General features: G+C 59.7%; 14 protein-coding genes, 1 tRNA gene and 4 pseudogenes. 3 read left to right on the top strand and 16 right to left on the bottom strand.

Annotated elements, in window-relative coordinates; translation table 11 throughout:
* Positions 1-226 (top strand): annotated as a pseudogene (locus RIFP1SYM_RS18235) (hypothetical protein); the annotation flags it as partial.
* A 79-nt stretch (positions 227-305) separates the two neighbouring features.
* Here the strand turns inward: RIFP1SYM_RS18235 and RIFP1SYM_RS12070 are convergent.
* The 3 genes from RIFP1SYM_RS12070 to RIFP1SYM_RS12060 form a co-directional block, all read right to left on the bottom strand.
* Positions 306-1,736, bottom strand: a complete 1,431-nt coding sequence (locus tag RIFP1SYM_RS12070; RefSeq protein ID WP_039960403.1) for an RtcB family protein — start codon at positions 1,734-1,736, stop codon at positions 306-308.
* A gap of 14 nt (positions 1,737-1,750) precedes the next feature.
* Positions 1,751-2,182, bottom strand: coding sequence for an archease (locus RIFP1SYM_RS12065; RefSeq protein WP_005965077.1), 432 nt, complete (start codon positions 2,180-2,182; stop codon positions 1,751-1,753).
* Positions 2,183-2,494: 312 nt separating this feature from the next.
* Positions 2,495-2,623 carry a hypothetical protein gene (locus RIFP1SYM_RS12060; RefSeq protein WP_005965074.1) on the bottom strand — a complete coding sequence of 43 codons (129 nt, stop codon included), beginning with the start codon at positions 2,621-2,623 and terminating at the stop codon, positions 2,495-2,497.
* A gap of 210 nt (positions 2,624-2,833) precedes the next feature.
* On the opposite strand from RIFP1SYM_RS12060, the gene bioA reads away from it, so the two are divergent.
* Complete coding sequence (gene bioA, locus RIFP1SYM_RS12055) at positions 2,834-4,147, top strand: adenosylmethionine--8-amino-7-oxononanoate transaminase (protein WP_039960401.1); 1,314 nt, start codon at positions 2,834-2,836, stop codon at positions 4,145-4,147.
* Positions 4,148-4,572: 425 nt separating this feature from the next.
* On the opposite strand, the gene RIFP1SYM_RS12050 is transcribed toward bioA, so the two are convergent.
* The 3 genes from RIFP1SYM_RS12050 to RIFP1SYM_RS12040 all read right to left on the bottom strand — a co-directional run bounded on the left by RIFP1SYM_RS12050 (position 4,573) and on the right by RIFP1SYM_RS12040 (position 7,224).
* The gene (locus tag RIFP1SYM_RS12050; protein WP_006474935.1) at positions 4,573-5,112 is read right to left on the bottom strand and encodes a translation initiation factor 2; all 540 of its coding nucleotides are present in this window, start codon (positions 5,110-5,112) and stop codon (positions 4,573-4,575) included.
* A gap of 9 nt (positions 5,113-5,121) precedes the next feature.
* On the bottom strand, positions 5,122-5,703 hold the full coding sequence (locus RIFP1SYM_RS12045) for a hypothetical protein (RefSeq protein ID WP_005965065.1): 582 nt from the start codon (positions 5,701-5,703) through the stop codon (positions 5,122-5,124).
* Between the two features lie 75 nt (positions 5,704-5,778).
* Positions 5,779-7,224: an aldehyde dehydrogenase family protein gene (locus tag RIFP1SYM_RS12040; RefSeq protein ID WP_039960400.1), complete on the bottom strand. Its 1,446-nt coding sequence runs from the start codon at positions 7,222-7,224 to the stop codon at positions 5,779-5,781.
* Positions 7,225-7,435: 211 nt separating this feature from the next.
* Here RIFP1SYM_RS12040 and RIFP1SYM_RS12035 point away from each other — a divergent pair, with 211 nt between their 5' ends.
* Positions 7,436-7,987, top strand: a complete 552-nt coding sequence (locus tag RIFP1SYM_RS12035; RefSeq protein WP_005965059.1) for a DUF5610 domain-containing protein — start codon at positions 7,436-7,438, stop codon at positions 7,985-7,987.
* 67 nt (positions 7,988-8,054) lie between these two features.
* Here RIFP1SYM_RS12035 and pnp read toward each other — a convergent pair.
* The 10 genes and pseudogenes from pnp to RIFP1SYM_RS11985 all read right to left on the bottom strand — a co-directional run.
* Positions 8,055-10,150 (bottom strand): annotated as a pseudogene (gene pnp / locus RIFP1SYM_RS12030) (polyribonucleotide nucleotidyltransferase).
* A gap of 38 nt (positions 10,151-10,188) precedes the next feature.
* Positions 10,189-10,458 carry a 30S ribosomal protein S15 gene (gene rpsO, locus RIFP1SYM_RS12025; RefSeq protein WP_006474940.1) on the bottom strand — a complete coding sequence of 90 codons (270 nt, stop codon included), beginning with the start codon at positions 10,456-10,458 and terminating at the stop codon, positions 10,189-10,191.
* Between the two features lie 179 nt (positions 10,459-10,637).
* Positions 10,638-11,561, bottom strand: coding sequence for a tRNA pseudouridine(55) synthase TruB (truB, locus tag RIFP1SYM_RS12020; RefSeq protein WP_005965046.1), 924 nt, complete (start codon positions 11,559-11,561; stop codon positions 10,638-10,640).
* 81 nt (positions 11,562-11,642) lie between these two features.
* Positions 11,643-12,011 carry a 30S ribosome-binding factor RbfA gene (gene rbfA, locus RIFP1SYM_RS12015; RefSeq protein WP_005965043.1) on the bottom strand — a complete coding sequence of 123 codons (369 nt, stop codon included), beginning with the start codon at positions 12,009-12,011 and terminating at the stop codon, positions 11,643-11,645.
* Between the two features lie 3 nt (positions 12,012-12,014).
* Positions 12,015-14,635, bottom strand: a pseudogene (gene infB / locus RIFP1SYM_RS12010) (translation initiation factor IF-2).
* Between the two features lie 68 nt (positions 14,636-14,703).
* Positions 14,704-16,197 carry a transcription termination factor NusA gene (gene nusA / locus RIFP1SYM_RS12005; protein ID WP_005965033.1) on the bottom strand — a complete coding sequence of 498 codons (1,494 nt, stop codon included), beginning with the start codon at positions 16,195-16,197 and terminating at the stop codon, positions 14,704-14,706.
* A gap of 15 nt (positions 16,198-16,212) precedes the next feature.
* Positions 16,213-16,671 (bottom strand): ribosome maturation factor RimP, encoded by a 459-nt coding sequence (gene rimP / locus RIFP1SYM_RS12000; RefSeq protein ID WP_005965028.1) that lies wholly within the window; start codon positions 16,669-16,671, stop codon positions 16,213-16,215.
* A 156-nt stretch (positions 16,672-16,827) separates the two neighbouring features.
* A tRNA-Met gene (locus tag RIFP1SYM_RS11995) sits at positions 16,828-16,904 on the bottom strand.
* A 126-nt stretch (positions 16,905-17,030) separates the two neighbouring features.
* On the bottom strand, positions 17,031-18,497 hold the full coding sequence (gene nuoN, locus RIFP1SYM_RS11990; RefSeq protein ID WP_005965025.1) for an NADH-quinone oxidoreductase subunit NuoN: 1,467 nt from the start codon (positions 18,495-18,497) through the stop codon (positions 17,031-17,033).
* 27 nt (positions 18,498-18,524) lie between these two features.
* Positions 18,525-18,725: pseudogene (locus tag RIFP1SYM_RS11985) on the bottom strand (NADH-quinone oxidoreductase subunit M); the annotation flags it as partial.

The following is an 18,725-nucleotide window of genomic DNA, read 5'->3' as shown; positions in this document are numbered from 1 at the left end:
AGATTGTAAAATGGCACTGGCTGCCTATCCGTGGGCGCTCCTGAAGAATCTGACGACGTTCATCGGCGAGATGAAGCCCGTTCCCCGAGATGCCGAGGAGATCGCCCGGCGGCTGCACCAAGAGCACGGCATCCGGCTCTCTCCGCACATGCTTCAAGACCTGTGCCTGGCGTTGGAAGAAACGTCAGTCATATCATCCCCTCAATCCAATTCCAGAAGCGGATAACGCACTCGCTGTTCATGCGATCACAAGGACAAACCAGCCCGCTGTCCCACTATTTCCACGACCACTATGCGATGGATGTTCATCCCTTCACGCAGATCAGTGGCTCAAGGCGCGCCACCTTGCGCGATAGCCCGGCCTGATGGGCGACATCGACTACCCGGCTGACATCCTTGTAGGCACCCGGCGCCTCTTCGGCCACGCCACGCAGGGATGGGCTGCGAATCAGAATGCCGCGGGTCTCCAGTTCCTTGATGAGGTTCCTGCCATGCCAGCGCTTGGTCGCCTGGTGGCGGCTCATGGCACGGCCCGCGCCATGGCAGGCGGAGCTGAAGGCCAGCTTTTCGCTCTCTTTGACACCAGCCAATATGTAGGACTCGGTGCCCATGGAGCCGCCGATGATCACCGGCTGTCCAACCTCGCGCAGACCATCCGGCAGGTCGGGGTGTCCGGGACCGAGCGCCAGGGTCGCGCCCTTGCGATGTACGAACAGCTGTTTTTCCTTACCGTCGATCCTGTGGGTCTCACGTTTACAGGTATTGTGTGAGACATCATAAAGCAGCGTCAGCTGGGTGCCGGGCAGGACGTCGTCGCATACCTCGCGGGTAAGATGGGTGAGAATCTGGCGATTGGCCAGGGCGCAGTTGATACCGGCACGCATGGCCCCAAGGTAGGACTGCCCGAGTTTGGACTCGATCGGCGCACAGGCCAGTTCGCGGTCCGGCAGCCAGATGCCGTGATCCTTGGCCTTGGTGGCCATGAACTTGAGGAACTCGGTACCGATCTGATGGCCCAGGCCACGCGACCCGCAGTGGATGCTGATCACGATCTCGCCTTCCCTGAGATCGAAGGCAGCCGCAGTTTCGGCATCATAGACTTGGGCGACCAGCTGGACCTCCAGGTAGTGATTGCCGGAACCCAGGGTTCCCATCTCGCGGCGCTGTCGCTCCTTGGCCTTTTCCGAGACATCGGCCGGGTTGGCTCCGGCCATGCAGCCATGCTCCTCGGTGCGGAGCAGGTCGGCCTCGCTACCGTAGCCCTGCTCCACCGCCCAGGCGGCACCGCCAATCAGCATCTGGTCCATCTCGCGATGTGTCAGCTTTATAGTGCCTGTACTGCCCAGGCCCGCCGGGATGGCCACAGCCAGCAGGTCGGCCAAGGCCTTTTTGTGGGGGCGCAACTGATCGAGCGTCAGACCGGTGTGCAGGGTGCGTACGCCACAGGAGATGTCGAAGCCGACGCCGCCGCCCGAGACCACACCACCTTCATCCGGATCAAACGCCGCCACACCACCGATGGGAAAACCATAACCCCAGTGGGCGTCTGGCATGGCGTAGGCGGCCTGCTGGATGCCGGGCAGGCTGGCGACATTGCTGAGCTGTTCGAAGACCTTGTGGTCCATGGACTCGATCAGCGCGTGATCGGCATAGATGATGGCTGGCACCCGCATCTTGCCCTGGGGCGCGATCCGCCAGGCGTAGGGTGATTCGGTGGCTAGGGGTCTGAATTCCATCTTTTCACTCCTTGCTACACGTCGACCACGCACTGCGCATGCCACAGGCCGTCTTCATCCAGCCATACACGCAACTCCGTGAAGGTCGCACCCTTGATCTCCACTACGGGCTGATGGCGGGCAATGTCAATCGGTTCGCCCCAGGCCTTGCCCTGCAGTTCATGATCACAGATCTTGACCTGGAAGCGTGTGAACAGCATGTGGCGGGTCGCCATCTCGTAGATCAAGGCATTCAACCACTCGGTCAGCAGCAGCTCCTCGTCAGGGGCCGAGACATTGAGCTCTATCGTCTCACTGCCTGCCACCGTATCGGGCTCGACAATCACCGCCGTCATGGCCAGCGCGGCTTGTTCGAAGGCCTCGGCTAGAGTGTAGCCGCTACCACGCACGCCGATATCGGCGACGTGGTAAAAATGCTCCCATGCTGGTACGGACGACTCTTTCATCTAGTGCTCCCCGGTCAGAAGAACAAAGGCCAAGGGAAAATAGCTCTTCATCCCCCAATCAGGCAGGTAGCGCCCGGCCACTGCTCCAGTACGTTCGACTTTTTGACTTGGGGCGGCGTGTAGAGCCCCCGAGACATGACAAGCTCCAGCTGTGAGTGCAATCCATCGGAGCTGGCAAAGTGGCGATCATCGGGCAGCTCATCCTTGATCAGGATGGCTCATTTTTCGATGCTACGCACCAATTCCATGATCCGCTTATTCTCCAGCCAAGCCTGGTCGTCCAGATACTTACACAGCTGTTTTACCAGTTGATTATTGGTTTAATAGACCTTTCTCGCCCGCCTCCAGTAGGTAGTAGCGGATACGCTCGAGGATCGACCTAGGCGCATCGTCTCCATCGGTCTCAACCTGGGGCGCCACCACCGCCACCAGTTCATCCAATTCCTACTGCGACGGGGTAACATCAGAAACTCCCAGAAGACGCAAAGTCAGGTGGGACTACTTCAGTTTTAAGAGGTATTCGTACTACAACGCCGTCTACTCCGGATCTATAACGGCTATTCTACCCCCCCTTCAGTGGGCCACTGAACGGTTGCAGATACTGATATTATCCCTGGAAAATCACCTCATCACCCAGGCAGCTTGAATAGAATGGATAGTGAAACCCTGCTCCAACTCGACCGACAACATGTCTGGCATCCCTACAGTGCCATTGGTGCCGATCTGCCGGTGTTCCCGGTGGCCTCCGCTAAAGGGGTGCGGCTGCGCCTCAGCGACGGGCGCGAACTGATCGACGGCATGTCCTCTTGGTGGAGTGCGATCCACGGCTACAACCACCCGGAACTGAACCGTGCGGTGCAGGATCAGCTCAGCTCCATGTCTCACGTCATGTTCGGCGGGCTTACCCACCAGCCGGCGGTGGAGCTGGCGCAACGGCTGGTGGAGCTGACCCCCGAGCCGTTGCAGTGTGTCTTCTTTGCCGATTCCGGCTCGGTAGCGGTGGAGGTGGCGATGAAGATGGCCATTCAATACTGGCACGCCCGCGGTAAACCGTCGAAGCAGCGCTTTCTCACCATCCGCAATGGCTACCATGGCGACACCTTTGGCGCGATGTCGGTGTGTGATCCGGTCAACGGCATGCACGGGCTGTTTCGCGATGCCCTGGTGCAGCAATTTTTTGTCGACGCCCCGAGCCGCCCGTTTGGCGAGCCCTGCGACGATACGGACATGGCGCCGATGGCTGAGCATCTGGCGAAGGATCATCAGCAGATCGCCGCGGTGATCCTCGAACCGGTGGTGCAAGGGGCCGGTGGTATGCGCTTCTACTCCGCCGACTATCTGCGGCACCTGCGCCAGCTGTGTGACCGCTACGGCGTGCTGCTGATCTTCGACGAGATCGCCACCGGCTTCGGTCGCAGCGGCCGTCTGTTTGCCTGTGAGCACGCCGGCGTCAGCCCGGACATCCTCTGTCTGGGCAAGGCCCTGACCGGCGGTTACATGACCCTGGCTGCGACTCTCGCTACGCAAGATGTCGCCGCCACCATCTCATCAGGGGAGCCTGGTCTGTTCATGCACGGCCCCACCTTCATGGCCAACCCGCTGGCCTGCGCTACCGCTCTGGCCAGCATCCAACTACTACTGAACTCCCCCTGGCAGGCTCGGGTGGAGGCCATCGAATCAGGCATGTGTAGTGGCCTGGAGGCCTGTCGGGGGCTGCCGTCGGTAGCCGATGTGAGGGTGTTGGGGGCGATTGGCGTGGTGGAGCTGACTGCCCCAGTGGAGATGCGCAGCGTGCAGCCGGCGTTTGTCGAGCGAGGCGTCTGGCTGCGGCCGTTTGGACGACTGGTCTATCTGATGCCACCCTACATCATCGAGGCAGCAGATCTGCAGTGCCTGACCGAAGCCGTGGTGGATGTGGTCCAGCAGCTGCAGGAGAACGGCCGGGGCAACCTGCAGATCACCTGAATCTTGCCCCCGGACCGGGAGCGTAGCTGTGTCAGGCTCATTTCCGATAGTAGCGCGCCAGCTCTTTATAGGCAGGCGCATACTCAGGATGCACGCCAATTACCTGGTCAAGCTCTGCCTTAGCCTGTTGCAGCTTCGACTGCCTGCCTCGATAGCTGTCCAGCAGTTCCTTTATCTACCCTACCCTGGTAACAGGGTCTTCATCCAACCCTGCGGCAACCACCGCATCTGCACATGGTAACCCCAGCAGGAGAGCCAAAACAAGTGCTTGAACCAACGACCTGATCGGTTCCATTCCATTTTCCGTTCTCAAACGATCCATCAATATCTGGCAACTCTGCCACCGGCTGAACCGGGCACGGCACACGCATGGTTATGCCAATCCATTCCTGCATCAGGATTAACGAAGGTAAAAGCACCAAGAGTTAGGGCAGCGCTGGATTTATCACCCCCATTGGCCGAGACATCTGCCGCACGTTGTACCGCATCACCGAGACACCGCCGGTCATGTGGCGAAAGCGCTGATCGATATTCCCCATACTCCGGCTCATCTGGCCCATCTCCTGGTCGATTGAGACCATTACAGCGCCGATTTTACCCATCGAATCACCCACCCCCGGCATCAGCTGCCCCATTGCCTCAGTATGGGCAGTGATCTGATCCATGTTGCCCATATGCTTATCGATGCTCTCCACCTTGTCGGTGATGCGGTTCATATTGACCCTCACCACTTCCAGATTGGTATGCATCGAATCCATGTTGTCGACAATACCGTTAAGGTCATTAGAGAGGATGTGGATGTAGTAGACATTGAAGACGGCCACCACCAGCAGCAGGGCTGAGACCACCATCAGCACGATATTGGTGATATGGAAGTGGTGCTGGCGTTCATCCAAATGGAACTGGGTCTCCCGCCCCAGACGCCCCACCATCTGGACAAACAGGCGTTTTGGATCCTCTGACATCACAAACTCCTAGGGAAACGGGAACATCTTGTTCATGGTGCGGGCTGGCTGCCCCATACGGTGCATATCCTGCCCCATCATCTGCACCTCGCCGTTCATCTGGTTGATCGAGACGGAGATATTGTCAATCTTGCCGCGCACCTCGGTCATATGATTTCTGATGCCACCGATGGTGCCTTCCATCTGCGTCAGATCCTGAGCGATGCCCTGCATCTCGCGGTTCATCGTCTCGGTCTGCACAGTAATGCTATCCATCCGCGAGACCCGCCGTTCCATGGAGGAGATGTAGTTCTCGATACGCCCCATCTCCCCCGAGACGCTGGTGAAATTGTGGTTCATATCGGCGACAACGTTGGAGATCCGGGTGATCTGGGAGGAGAGTGTCAGCAACAGGATTAGGATTGAGACGGCAATCAGGCCCAGGATGATGACTCCGGTGCGAATGCTGTAATTCAGCCGGTCGACGAGATGCTTCTTGACCTCGATCTGGCTGAGAATGATCGCCTCAAAAGAGGTGACAGCACGTACCAACTGCTGGTCCGACACCGGCTCGCTACTGCTTGCTGCCGATGCCTGCGTTTCATCACCCATGAATTTTTACCTCGCCCCACCGTGATGCGCTGATGCTAACCAAAACAGCAGGGAATGAGAAGAAACGGATCAGCTTCAGAGTTCTGGCGAACGCACCACCATCATCTTCTCGACCTGCATATCACGATAGGTGTGGGGAATGCCGCCAACCCCCAACCCTGACTGACGCAACCCGGCAAACGGCATCCAGTCAACGCGAAAGGCGGTAAAATCATTGACCATCACCGCCGAGGCATCGAGCCGGCGGTAGGCGCGCATCGCCTGATCCAGATTTTTTGTAAAGACCGCCGCCTGAAATACATAGGGCAGACTGTTGGCCCGTTCGATCGCCTCATCCATATCCGTATAAGGATAGACACAGATCACTGGACCGAACACCTCCTGCTGACTGACCCGTACCTGCGACGGCGGGTCGTAGAGCACCGTTGCCGGATAGCAGGTCTCTGAGAGCGGTTCACCACCACACAGGCACTCGGTCCCGGCGGCGACAGCCTCCTCCACCCACTCATGGATGCGTTGCGTCTCTGCAGGCCGGATCAGAGGCCCCACCGCGGTCTCCTCCAAGGTCGGATCGCCCACCTTCATCTGCTGCGCCTGCACCTTGAGCCGTTCGGCCAGCTCACGCGCGATGGAGGCCTCGGCAAACACCCGCTGCACCGACACACAGACCTGCCCAGCGTGGTAGAAGCCGCCCTTGGCCAGCAGTGGGATGGTATCGTTCAGGTCCGCATCGGCGGCGACCATCACCGGCGCCACCCCGCCGTGTTCCAGCGCACAACGGGTACCCGGCGCCAGCTGTGAGCGCAGCCACCAGCCGACCTTCGCCGAACCGATGAAAGAGAGAAAGCCGACCCGCGCATCGGTTGCCAACCGGCCAGCGGTGGTCTGATCCTCAGTCAGCAGCGCCTGGGCCCAGCCTTTCGGCAGACCCGCCTCATGCAGGATCTGGATAAAACGCAGGCAGGAGAGCGGAGTGTCAGAGGCCGGTTTGACGATCACCGGACAACCGGCGGCCACTGCCGGCCCCGCCTGGTGCACGATCAAGTTGAGCGGGTGGTTGAAGGCAGAGAGCGCCACCACCACCCCAATCGGTTCACGACGAGTGAAGGCGAGCCGTCCCACCGAGGCCTGGGTCAACCCCATCGGGATCTCCTCGCCCGCTTCGGTGCGCAGGGTCTCGATGCAGAGCTGCATGCCGTCGATGGCACGCGCCACCTCCACCCGTGAATCACTCAACGGCTTGCCGCCCTCACGAGCCGCCTCCAGTGCTAGCTCCTCGGCCCGCCCGATCATAATCTGCCGAGCACGCTCAAGAATCTCAGTACGCCGCCAGGCAGGCAGCCAGTCATCCTTATTGCGAAACAGCGCCTCGGCCGTCGCCAGCGCCTGCTCGACCCCGGCTGCGTCCAGCGTATCGACTGTGGCGATCGGGGTGCGGTCAAAAGGGGCCAGCACCTCAATCTGACCGGCAGGAGGGGTCTGTTCCGCAATCAGGTGGGAGAAGTGTGGAATCTCTGGCATAGCTGTTCCCCTTTGATGAACGATTACACAAGTGGCCAGCTCCATACTAAGCACAAAGCCCGCTCTCACCAACAGGAAATGCAGCACGCCTGTCAGCCCAACCGCCAGACCCTGTGATGCGGTTATTCCCCAATCTGCCCCAGCGCCGAATCACCTAGCCATTGATTGTCCATACTGTGGGTAGATCAGCCAAATCTTCGAGGTCGCAGCAATGCCACTACAGAGTCTCGAGCAGAACCTTATCCAATCCCTGCCCTCTCCACTCACCCCACCCAGCAGAGGCGCAAAGAGCGGGGCCACTCCAAGCACAGCTGCAGCCAGCGAAGCACTCAACCTGCAAGCCAGCCAGCAGCCCCTGGAGCTGCTCTACCGCAGTGCCCTGGCAAAGCTCAATGAGATACTGGCACCCGAACTCGGCCCCCAGGCTATCGAACAAGCCGCCAAGCAGGATTTCACCCCCGAGGCCACCGCCGAACGCATCGTCGGCTTCGCCACCGGCTTTTTTGGCGGCTTTCTTGAGAACCACCCCGAGATGGAGCAGGACAGCGCACTGAACGAGTTCCTTGAACTGATCGGTGGCGGGATCGAACAGGGTTTTGCAGAGGCGAGGGGGATCCTCGAGGGACTGGAGATCCTCAACGGCGAGATCGAGCAGAATGTCAATAAGACCTATGAGCTGGTGCAGCAGGGACTGGAACGCTTCCGCCTGGCGATCATGGAGCAGTTGGGATTGAGCGAAAGCGAAGACGCCACGCCAGCGTAATGAGAATGAGATAGGCACAAAAAAGGGGCCCGCGGGCCCCTTTCTCATCGACACTGTCAGAGCAGGATTACTCCCCCTCCTCCACCGCCTTCATGGAGAGACGGATGCGGCCCTGCTTATCCACCTCCAGCACTTTGACGCGGATGTTATCCCCTTCGGAGAGCTTGTCGCTCACCTTCTCCACGCGCTCGTTGGAGATCTGCGAGATATGCACCAGACCATCCTTGCCGGGCAGGATGGTGACAAAGGCGCCGAAGTCCATCAGGCGGGCGACCTTACCCTCGTAGACGGTACCGACCTCGACATCTGCGGTGATCAGCTCGACGCGCTTCTTCGCCTCTTCACCGGCCGCCTTGTCCACCGAGAAGATCTTCACGATGCCATCGTCGGTGATGTCGACGGTGGCACCGGTAGCCTCGGTGATGCCGCGGATGGTCACACCACCCTTGCCGATCACATCGCGGATCTTGTCCGGGTTGATCTTGATCTCGATGATGCGCGGCGCGTGCTCGGACATCTCACCCCGATGCGAGGAGATCACGCGGTTCATCTCGTCGAGGATGTGCAAACGTCCCTCTTTGGCCTGCTCCAGGGCGATCTCCATGATCTCCTTGGTGATGCCGTTGATCTTGATATCCATCTGCAGGGCGTTGATGCCCTGGGCGGTACCGGCGACCTTGAAGTCCATGTCGCCGAGGTGATCCTCGTCGCCCATGATGTCGGTGAGCACAGCAAAACGCTCATCCTCTTTGATCAGGCCCATCGCCACACCGGCCACCGGTGCCTTCAGCGGCACACCGGCGTCCATCAGCGAAAGGCTGGTGCCACACACCGATGCCATCGAGGAGGAGCCGTTCGACTCGGTGATCTCGGAGACCACTCGGATCGCGTAGGGGAACTCCGCCAAGGTCGGCATGCAGGCCAGCACGCCGCGTTTGGCGAGACGACCGTGGCCGATCTCGCGACGTTTGGGGCTACCAACGCGACCGGTCTCGCCAACACAGAAGGGCGGGAAGTTGTAGTGCAGCATGAAGGACTCGCGGCGCTCGCCCTCCAGCGCATCGATGATCTGGCTGTCGCGCTCGGTGCCGAGGGTGGTAACCACCAGCGCCTGAGTCTCACCGCGGGTGAACAACGCCGAACCGTGGGTACGCGGCAGCACACCGGTGCGCACGCTGATCGGGCGCACGGTGCGGGTGTCGCGACCATCGATGCGCGGCTCACCGTCGAGGATACGGCCGCGCACGATCCGCTTCTTCAGCTTCTCCAGGGCGCCCTTGACCTCGTCGGTGCTCCAGCGGGGCTCTTCGCCCTCAGCAGCGCTGCAGAGTTTCTCCAGGGTCGCCTCTTTCACTGCATCGGCAGCGGCATAGCGCTCCAGCTTGTCGGCGATGCTGTAAGCATCACCCATCCCCACCTCTGCTGCTTCGGCAACCGCCGCGGTCAGCGCTTCATCCACTGTCGGCGACTCAAACTCGCCCGCGGCCTTGCCCACCTCGGCCGCCAGTGCATTGATCGTGTCGATCACGATCTGAGACTGTTCGTGACCGAACAGGACTGCGCCCAGCATCACCTCTTCGAGAGCTCATTGGCCTCGGACTCCACCATCAACACCGCCTCTTCGGTACCGGCGACGATCAGATCGAGATCAGAATCGGCGCTCAGGCCGGTGCTGGCGGCGTTGAGGATGTACTCGCCATCCTTGTAGCCGACACGGCAGGCACCGACCGGACCGTTGAACGGCAGGCCAGAGATGGCCAGCGCCGCGGAGGCGCCGATCAGAGCCGGGATCTCAGGATCCACTGCCGGATTGAGGGACTTCACGGTGAGGATCACCTGAACCTCACTGTTGTAGCCCTTAGGGAACAGCGGACGGATCGGACGATCGATCAGACGCGAGGTGAGGATCTCCTTCTCACTCGGGCGCCCCTCGCGGCGGAAAAAACCGCCGGGGATCTTGCCCGCGGCATAGGTCTTCTCCTGATAATCCACTGTCAGCGGAAAGAAGTCGCGACCCGGGATCGGGCCGGCCCCGACCACGGTGGCCAGAACCACGGTGTCGTCCATATTGACCAGCACCGCGCCGTCAGCCTGGCGTGCGATCTCACCGGTCTCTAAGGAGACCTTGTGCTCACCCCACTGAAACTCTTTTTTTGATTGCAGTCACTCTCTTTGTCCTCTGTGCAGAATTGACGATGCGCTTAGCGGCGCAGACCTAGTCGGGAGATCAGATCGCGGTAACGATCCACGTCTTTATTCTTCAGGTAGTCGAGCAGCTTGCGGCGGGAGTTGACCATGCGCACCAGGCCCTGACGGGAGTGGTGGTCCTGCTTATGCTCTTTGAAGTGTTCAGTGAGCTGAAGGATACGCGAGGTCAGCAGGGCTACCTGCACCTCGGGGGAACCTGTGTCGTTCGGTCCGCGTTTGTACTCTTCAACGATTGCGTTCTTTTCTGCTGCGCTCATTGCCATGACGTCTACTCCTAAGTAGCTGTGGCGTCTGTAGAAGGCCTTCACTTTGCCCCTCCAACAATGAGCTCAGAGGGGATCCGGCCGGTTAATCAGGCAGCCCCAAAGTGGGCCTGCCAAAAGCGGGTGAGTATGCGCCGTTCAAGGCGTCTCTTCAAATCGAAAAAACACCTTAGTCGGTCTTAATTCGCTGCCTGCATCATACGCTTGGGGGCGACCCGACCATCATCGAGGATCTGGCCCACACCGATAAACTCGTCACCATTGGCGTAGAGCCGCACCCAACCTTCAGTGGGGGCCTTCGGCACCAGGATCGGCTGCCCCTGACGCAAGTAGAAAAGCATGTCAGGGGAGAGGACGACCTCTGGCCAGTTCTCCAAGGCGCTCTCCAGCGGCAGGAGCATCTGGTCCATCTCATCGAAGCGGCGCTCCTGCCAGGCCTCTTTGAGTTCGGCCAGAGTCACCATTTCGGCACCATCATAGGGCCCAACCCCGGTGCGCCGCAGGCCGCTGACATAGGCGCCGCAGCCCAATGCCTTGCCGATATCCTCGGCGAGGGTCCGCACATAGGTGCCTTTGGAGCAGTGCACATCGAGCTCGAACTCGGGCAGCTCGCACGACAGTAACTCCAGCGCGTGAATATGAATGGTGCGCGGCTCGCGCTCCACCTCGATACCCTTACGCGCCAGATTGTAGAGGCGCTCGCCCTTGTGTTTGATGGCGGAGTACATCGGCGGTAACTGTTGCTGCTCGCCGCGAAAGTCAGCGAGCGTGTCACGGATCTGCGCCTCGCTGACCCCGGAGGCATCCCGCTCTTCAACCACCTCGCCCTCGGCATCGGCTGTGGTGGTAGTCACCCCGAGCCGAATCCGCACCTGGTAGTGCTTGTCTGCATCGAGCAGAAACGCCGACAGCTTGGTCGCCTCGCCAAAGCAGATTGGCAACAGGCCGGTGGCAAGCGGATCGAGGCTGCCGGTATGGCCCGCCTTCGCCGCCTTGTAGAAAAACTTGACCTCCTGCAAGGCCTTGTTCGAGGTAATACCTTCCGGCTTATCCAGCAGGAACACACCGCTGATATTGCGCCCCCGATTGCGACCACGTCCCATCTTNACTTCAACTCTCTAATCTGAGGCTAACCGGCGCTGCCTTGATGGCAACCGATCGGGCCAGGTAATACCAATACCGGATTATTCCGGTTCGTCAGCGGTGCGGCTCGCCGCCTCTTCGATCAGCTGCGTCAGATGCTGGCCCCGCTCTACCGACTCATCAAAAACAAACTTGAGCTTGGGCACTGTGCGAATCTTCAGCCCCTGCCCCAACAGCCAGCGCAGATGGCTCGCCTGCTGGTTCAGCAGCTTGGCGCACTCCGCCAGGCTGAGACTGGCGCCCATCACGGTATAGAAGACCTTGGCGACAGACAGATCACGTACCACCCGGACCTCCTGGATGGTGACCATGCCAAGGCCCGGATCGCCGACCTCGCTACGGATCAGCTCTGCCAGGTCGCGCTGGATCTGTGCGCCAACCCGGTCGCTACGCTTAAAATCACGCGCCATGGCTTACTCGATCACCCGTGCCACTTCGGTGCGTTCGAATACCTCGATCTGGTCGCCTGGCTGCACGTCGTTGTAGTTCTTCACGCCGATACCGCACTCGGTGCCCGCCTTGACCTCACTGACATCGTCCTTGAAGCGACGCAGCGACTCTAGTGAGCCTTCGTAGATCACCACGTTGTCGCGCAGCACGCGGATCGGATTGTTGCGCTTGACTGTACCCTCGGTGACCATGCAGCCGGCGATGGCACCGATTTTGGAGTTGCGAAACACGTCGCGCACCTCGGCCATACCAATGATCTCCTCACGGATCTCCGGTGAGAGCATACCGCTGAGGGCCTTTTTCACATCATCAATGATCTCGTAGATGATGCTGTAGTAGCGCATGTCGATGCCCTGCTCCTCCACCACCCGGCGCGCGCCGGCATCGCCACGCACGTTGAAGCCGATGATAATGGCGCCGGAAGTGACCGCCAGGTTGGCGTCCGATTCGGTGATGCCACCAACGCCGGAGGCGACCACCCGCACCTTCACCTCGTCGGTGGAGGTCTTCACCAGGGACTCTTTAAGCGCCTCTACCGAGCCCTGCACGTCTGCCTTGAGGATAACGTTGAGGGTCTGGGTCTCACCCTCGGCCATCTTGCTGAACATCTCATCGAGCTTGGCCGCCTTCTGGGCTGCCAGGCGGGTATCGCGCTGACGCTCATGACGCAGTTCGGCTAGCTCGCGGGCGCGCCGTTCATCGCTCATCACGCGCATGTCGTCACCCGCTTCGGGGGTGCCGGAGAGACCCAACACCACCACCGGGATCGAGGGACCGGCCGACTTCACTGAGCGGCCATTCTCGTCGAACATGGCACGCACCCGGCCGAACTCCCGACCCGAGACGATCATGTCGCCGCGCTTGAGGGTACCGGAACGTACCAGCACAGTAGCCACCGGACCGCGCCCCTTATCAAGGGAGGATTCGACGATGGAGCCAACAGCCGGGCCGTCAGCCACTGCCTTCAGCTCCAGTACCTCCGACTGCAGCAGGATCGCGTCGAGCAGTTCGTCGATACCCTCACCGGTCTTTGCAGAGACCCGTATAAACTGGGTATCGCCACCCCACTCCTCGGGAATCACCTCCTCCTGGGAGAGTTCCTGGATCACCCGGTCGGGGTTAGCATCCTCTTTGTCGATCTTGTTGATCGCCACGATCAGCGGCACCTCAGCAGCCTTGGCGTGCTGGATTGCCTCTTTGGTCTGTGGCATCACGCCGTCATCGGCAGCCACCACCAGGATTACGATATCTGTGACCTTGGCGCCGCGGGCACGCATCGCGGTAAAGGCCGCGTGGCCGGGGGTATCGAGGAAGAGACGGTACCTTTCTTGGTATCCACATGGTAGGCACCGATGTGCTGGGTGATGCCGCCGGCTTCGCCCGCCGCCACCCGGCTGGTGCGGATGTAATCGAGCAACGAGGTCTTACCGTGATCGACATGGCCCATGATGGTAACCACCGGCGGGCGTGTCACCGCCTCGCCCAGCATCTCGCTATCTTCATCCGCGCTCAGTAGCTCCGCCTCGACATCCTCGTCCTTCTGTTCGACCGGAGTATGCCCCAGCTCTTCCACCACCAGCACGGCGGTATCCCGGTCGAGCGGCTGATTGATGGTGACCATCATGCCCATCTTCATCAGCACCTTGATCACCTCGGCCGCCTTCAACGCCATGCGCTGAGCCAGTTCCGCCACGGCAATGCTCTCTGGGATCAGTACCTCACGCACCACCGGTGCAGTGGGGCGCTGGAAGCCATGCTCCTGATTCTCCGGCGCCGCCCCCTGACGTCCGCGCCGACGCGCTCCAGGCGGCTGCCTCTTTTTGCGCTTGCCGCGTTTGTCTGCTGAAACATGCAGCTCTTTGCGGGCGAAGCGGGAATCTTTACCCGGACCTTTGCTCTCGGCCGGTTTTTTGGGCTCACTCCGTGGCTTAGCGGTACGCCCGGCCTCTTTCTGCTTTCGCGCCTCCTCTTCCTGGCGCTTCAGCTCAGCCTGTTTGCGCTGCTCTTCTTCGGCAGCCAGGCGAAGCTTTTCCTCTTTCTGGCGCAACTCTTCCGCCGCTTTTGCCTCCTGTTCCGCCTTGAGACGGCCTGCCGCCTCTTCGGCGTGCAGCCTCTCCTGCTCAGCATTACGCCGCGCCAAGGCCTCAGCCTCGATCTTGGCCTGCTCGGCCGCCTGTGCCTCGAGCGCCTTACGCGCCTCTTCAGCCTCTTTCAGGGCGGCTTCGCTGGTCTCTACCGCACTGCGTTTCACATAGGTGCGCTTCTTGCGCACCTCCACGCTGACGGTTTTACTGGCACCGACAGGCGCTCTCCGACTCGGGGTGCTGCGTCCACTTGCCGTGGGCTGGCGCAGTTCGCTCACGGTTTTGCGTCGCAGCGTCACCTTGCTCGGCGAGCTGACAATCGACTTCCCCTGTTTGCCATGGCTTTTGCGCAGATGGCTGAGCAGGCGCGATTTTTCCTCATCGCTAATCGGGTCGTCGAGACCTTTGGCCTGAATACCGGCATCGACCAGCTGTCCCAACAGACGATCTGCGGGGATACCAACCACCTTTGCAAGCTGCGCTACGGTTACTTCGCTCATTTATTCAGGCCTCTCGGGTTTGCCTTTCCTTCGTGTTGCTGTGCAACTTGTTCTCATTGTCGCCCAGACTACTCTGCGTCTTCGAACCAGGGCGCACGCGCGGTGATGATCAGCTTGCCAGCCCGCTCTTCATCCATACCTTCGACATCCATCAGGTCATCCACCGACTGTTCCGCCAGATCCTCCATGGTGGCGATGCCGTGGCTCGCCAGCAGATAGGCCAGGTCCTTGTCCATACCGTCCATTGTCAACAGGTCTTCGGCCGGCTCGGCAAACGCCTCTTCCTTGGCGATCGCCTTGGTCAGCAGTACATCCTTGGCGCGGTTGCGCAGCTCGTCTACCAGATCATCATCGAACTCTTCGATGCCCAGCATCTCTTCGATCGGCACATAGGCCACCTCGTCAACGCTGGTGAAGCCCTCCTGCACCAGAATGGTGGCGACATCCTCGTCCACACCAAGATGCTCCATAAAGGCTTCGATGAAGCCGCGCGACTCCTGATCGCTCTTCTCTGCCGCCTGGGCCTCGTCCATCACGTTGAGCTCCCAGCCGGTCAGCTGGCTGGCCAGGCGTACATTCTGTCCGCCCCGCCCGATCGCCTGGGAGAGGTTCTCCTCGCTGACCGCCACATCCATGGCGTGCCGATCCTCATCGACTACGATGGATACTACATCCGCCGGCGACATAGCGTTGATCACGAACTGCGCAGGGTTATCGTTCCATAGGATGATATCAACCCGCTCGCCGTTGAGCTCGTTGGAGACCGCCTGCACTCGCGAACCGCGCATGCCGACACAGGCGCCAACCGGGTCGATGCGTGAGTCGAGGGCCTTAACCGCGATCTTGGCACGCAGACCGGCGTCGCGGGCAGCGCCGCGGATCTCGATCAGCCCCTCGCCGACCTCGGGCACCTCCAGCTTGAAGAGTTCGATCAGCAGTTCCGGCATAGTGCGGCTGACAAACAGCTGCGGCCCGCGGACCTCAGAGCGGATCTCGTAGAGATAGCCGCGGATGCGATCGCCTACCCGCACCGCCTCTTTCGGGATCATGTGTTCACGACCGATGAAGGCCTCAGCGTTGCCACCAAGATCGAGAAATACGTTGCCGCGGTCGACCCGTTTGACCACGCCGGTGACCAGTTCGCCCTTGCGGTCTTCATAGGCGGCCACAACCTTGGCACGCTCGGCTTCGCGCACCTTCTGCACGATCACCTGTTTGGCGGCCTGGGCGGCAATGCGGCCAAACTCAATTGAGTCGATCTCTTCTTCGATGAAGTCACCGATCTGGATGTCGGGCTGCTGCTCTTTGGCTGCGTCGAAGATGATCTGACGTAGTGGCGCATCCGGTTCATCACTAGAGTAGTCCTCCACCACTTCCCAGCGGCGAAAGCTCTCGTAGTCACCACTGGTGCGGTCGATCTCGACCCGGACCAGAATATCGTCGCCGTTTTTCTTGCGCGTAGCGGATGCCAGGGCGGCTTCAATCGCCTCGAAGATAATTACCTTCTCCACGCCCTTTTCATTCGAAACAGCGTCAACAACCAGCAGAATTTCTTTACTCATCTGTTGTTACCCAATTCAGAATTCCGGTATCAAACGGGCTGAATCTATCTCATCCAGCGGAATGGCGTGCTGCTTGCCATCCTCTTCCAGCAGGATAGTGTTGCCTTCCAAACCGCACAGCGTTCCGCTGAAGCGGCGCTGATTGCCTATCTTCATGCGAGTTTTCACACGAACCCGCTGGCCTTTGAATCGCTCAAAGTCTGCCGCTTCAAACAGCGGCCGATCGAGACCCGGCGAGGAAACCTCCAGGTCATACTTCTCCTTGATCGGATCCTCTACATCGAGCACACCACTCACCTGGTGACTCACCTGGGCGCAATCATCGACATTGATGCCCTGCTCATGATCGATGTAGATGCGCAGCAGCAGATTGCCTCTTGGGCCACTGGTCGACTCGACACCCACCAGTTCATAGCCGAGCAAGTCGACCTCCTGGCGAATCAGTTGAATCAGTTTATCCGGTGCTGAGCGCATTTATTCTCCGCAATAAAAAATGGGCTCAAGGCCCATTCCAGCTGACTTCGACCCACCGCCGAAGATGCATGTTGCAGTTGCTGCATCTCCCTCTGGCCGTCCTGGGCGATCGGTGTCGAAAATAAAAAAACCCCGTAAAACGGGGTTTTTATTATGTGGTAGCGGGGGCAGGATTTGAACCTACGACCTTCGGGTTATGAGCCCGACGAGCTACCAGACTGCTCCACCCCGCATCAACGCCGCGAATACTACTTCGATTGGTGCCCCATGGCAAGAACTATTTCACAATTATTAGCCCCAAGCAGTAGTGTCCCCCTTTTCATGTCAGTAGTTGACAGAACTATTTTACAATCCGGGAATCATCCGCCAATTGCACTGTTACAGATCGAGAGCAATCCTGCAGGGAACAGGCCAAGCAGCAGCACCGCCAGTCCATTCAGCGACAGTACGATCTGTGTATCCGCACCCACAACGAGTGGGTGCTCATCAACCGGCTTGTCGAAGTACATCAGCTTAATTATGCGGATATAGTAGAAGGCGCCAATGATCGAGAAGAAAACGCCTACCACAGCCACCCAGGTGAGATCAACACTGATCACAGCATCCAGCACGAACAGTTTAGCGAAGAAACCGACTGTCGGCGGTACCCCGGCCATCGAGAACATCAGCAACAGCATCATCGCAGCGAACCAGGGATTGCGCTGGTTGAGGCCCTTGAAATCATCCAGATTCTCGGCCTCGAATCCGCGCCGACTCAGGGCAATGACGATACCGAATCCGCCTAACGACATGATCGCATAGACCAGAGTGTAGAACATCGCCGCGGTATAACCCTCGCTGGTACCTGCAAGTATACCCAACAGAATAAAGCCGACATGGGAGATGGTTGAATAGGCCAACATGCGCTTGATGTTGGTCTGCGCCACCGCCACCAGGTTACCTATGCCCATCGAGAGCACAGCCAAGATGACCAGCATCCCCTGCCAGCCCTGCATCCCGCCCTGCAGCCCCTGCATGCCGTTGAGGTCGGCCATGCCATCCACCAGCAGACGCATCGCCAGACCAAAGGCGGCGATCTTGGGCGCACTGCCAACAAACAGGGTCACTGCGGTGGGCGCGCCCTGGTAGACATCCGGCACCCACATATGGAAAGGCACCGCCCCCAGCTTGAAGGCCAAACCGATCACCACGAATACCAGGCCAAAGATCAGCACTATGTTGTTCGGTTCAACGCCCTTGAGGGCCACCGCCAACTCATCGAAACGCAACGTGCCGGTGGCGCCATAGACCATCGAGATACCGTAGAGCAGCATCCCGGAGGCGATCGCACCCAGCACAAAATATTTCATCGCCGCCTCGGCGCCGTCTTTGCTGTCGCGATTAAAGGCGACCAACGCATACAGTGAGAGCGAGAGCAGCTCGAGACCGAGATAGACCACCAGAAAACTGTTGGCGGAGACCATAATGCTCATGCCAAGCACCGCAAACAGCCCCAGAGTATAGAACTCGCCCTTGAACAGGCCGCGCTGGCGCAGATAGTCCTTGGCATAGAGGAAGGCCACCAGACTGACCAGGTAGATCGCCACCTTCAGTACGTCCGCCATCGGATCACGCACATAGGAACCATCGAAGACGATCTCGACGCCCCCGCCAGAGACGCCTATAGCGACCGCAGCGCCGACAATCAGACCAAACTGAGTGATCGCATAGCTAACGATGCGGTGCTCATCCTTAAGATAGAGATCCACCACCAGCACTACGCAGGCCAGGGTCAGAATAACAATCTCCGGCAGGACCGGAACCAGTGTGGCTAAATCAAAATGCATCTGATGCTACCCGTGCGGATTACCCGATCAGAGTTTAGAGACCGAAATATGTTGCAGGAGATTGACGATGGAGGCGTCCATCACCTCCACCAGCGGCGCCGGCCAGAGCCCCAGGATCAACACCGCCACTGCCAGCGTACCAAGCACGACCAACTCGCGGCGATTCATATCCTGCAGCCCGGCAACACCTTCGCTCTCGACCGTGCCGAACACCACCCGTTTCACCAT

The organism is endosymbiont of Riftia pachyptila (vent Ph05) (assembly GCF_000224455.1).
GTDB classification, from domain to species: Bacteria; Pseudomonadota; Gammaproteobacteria; order Chromatiales; family Chromatiaceae; genus Endoriftia; species Endoriftia persephonae.
This window is presented reverse-complemented; position numbering and strand designations above follow the sequence as displayed.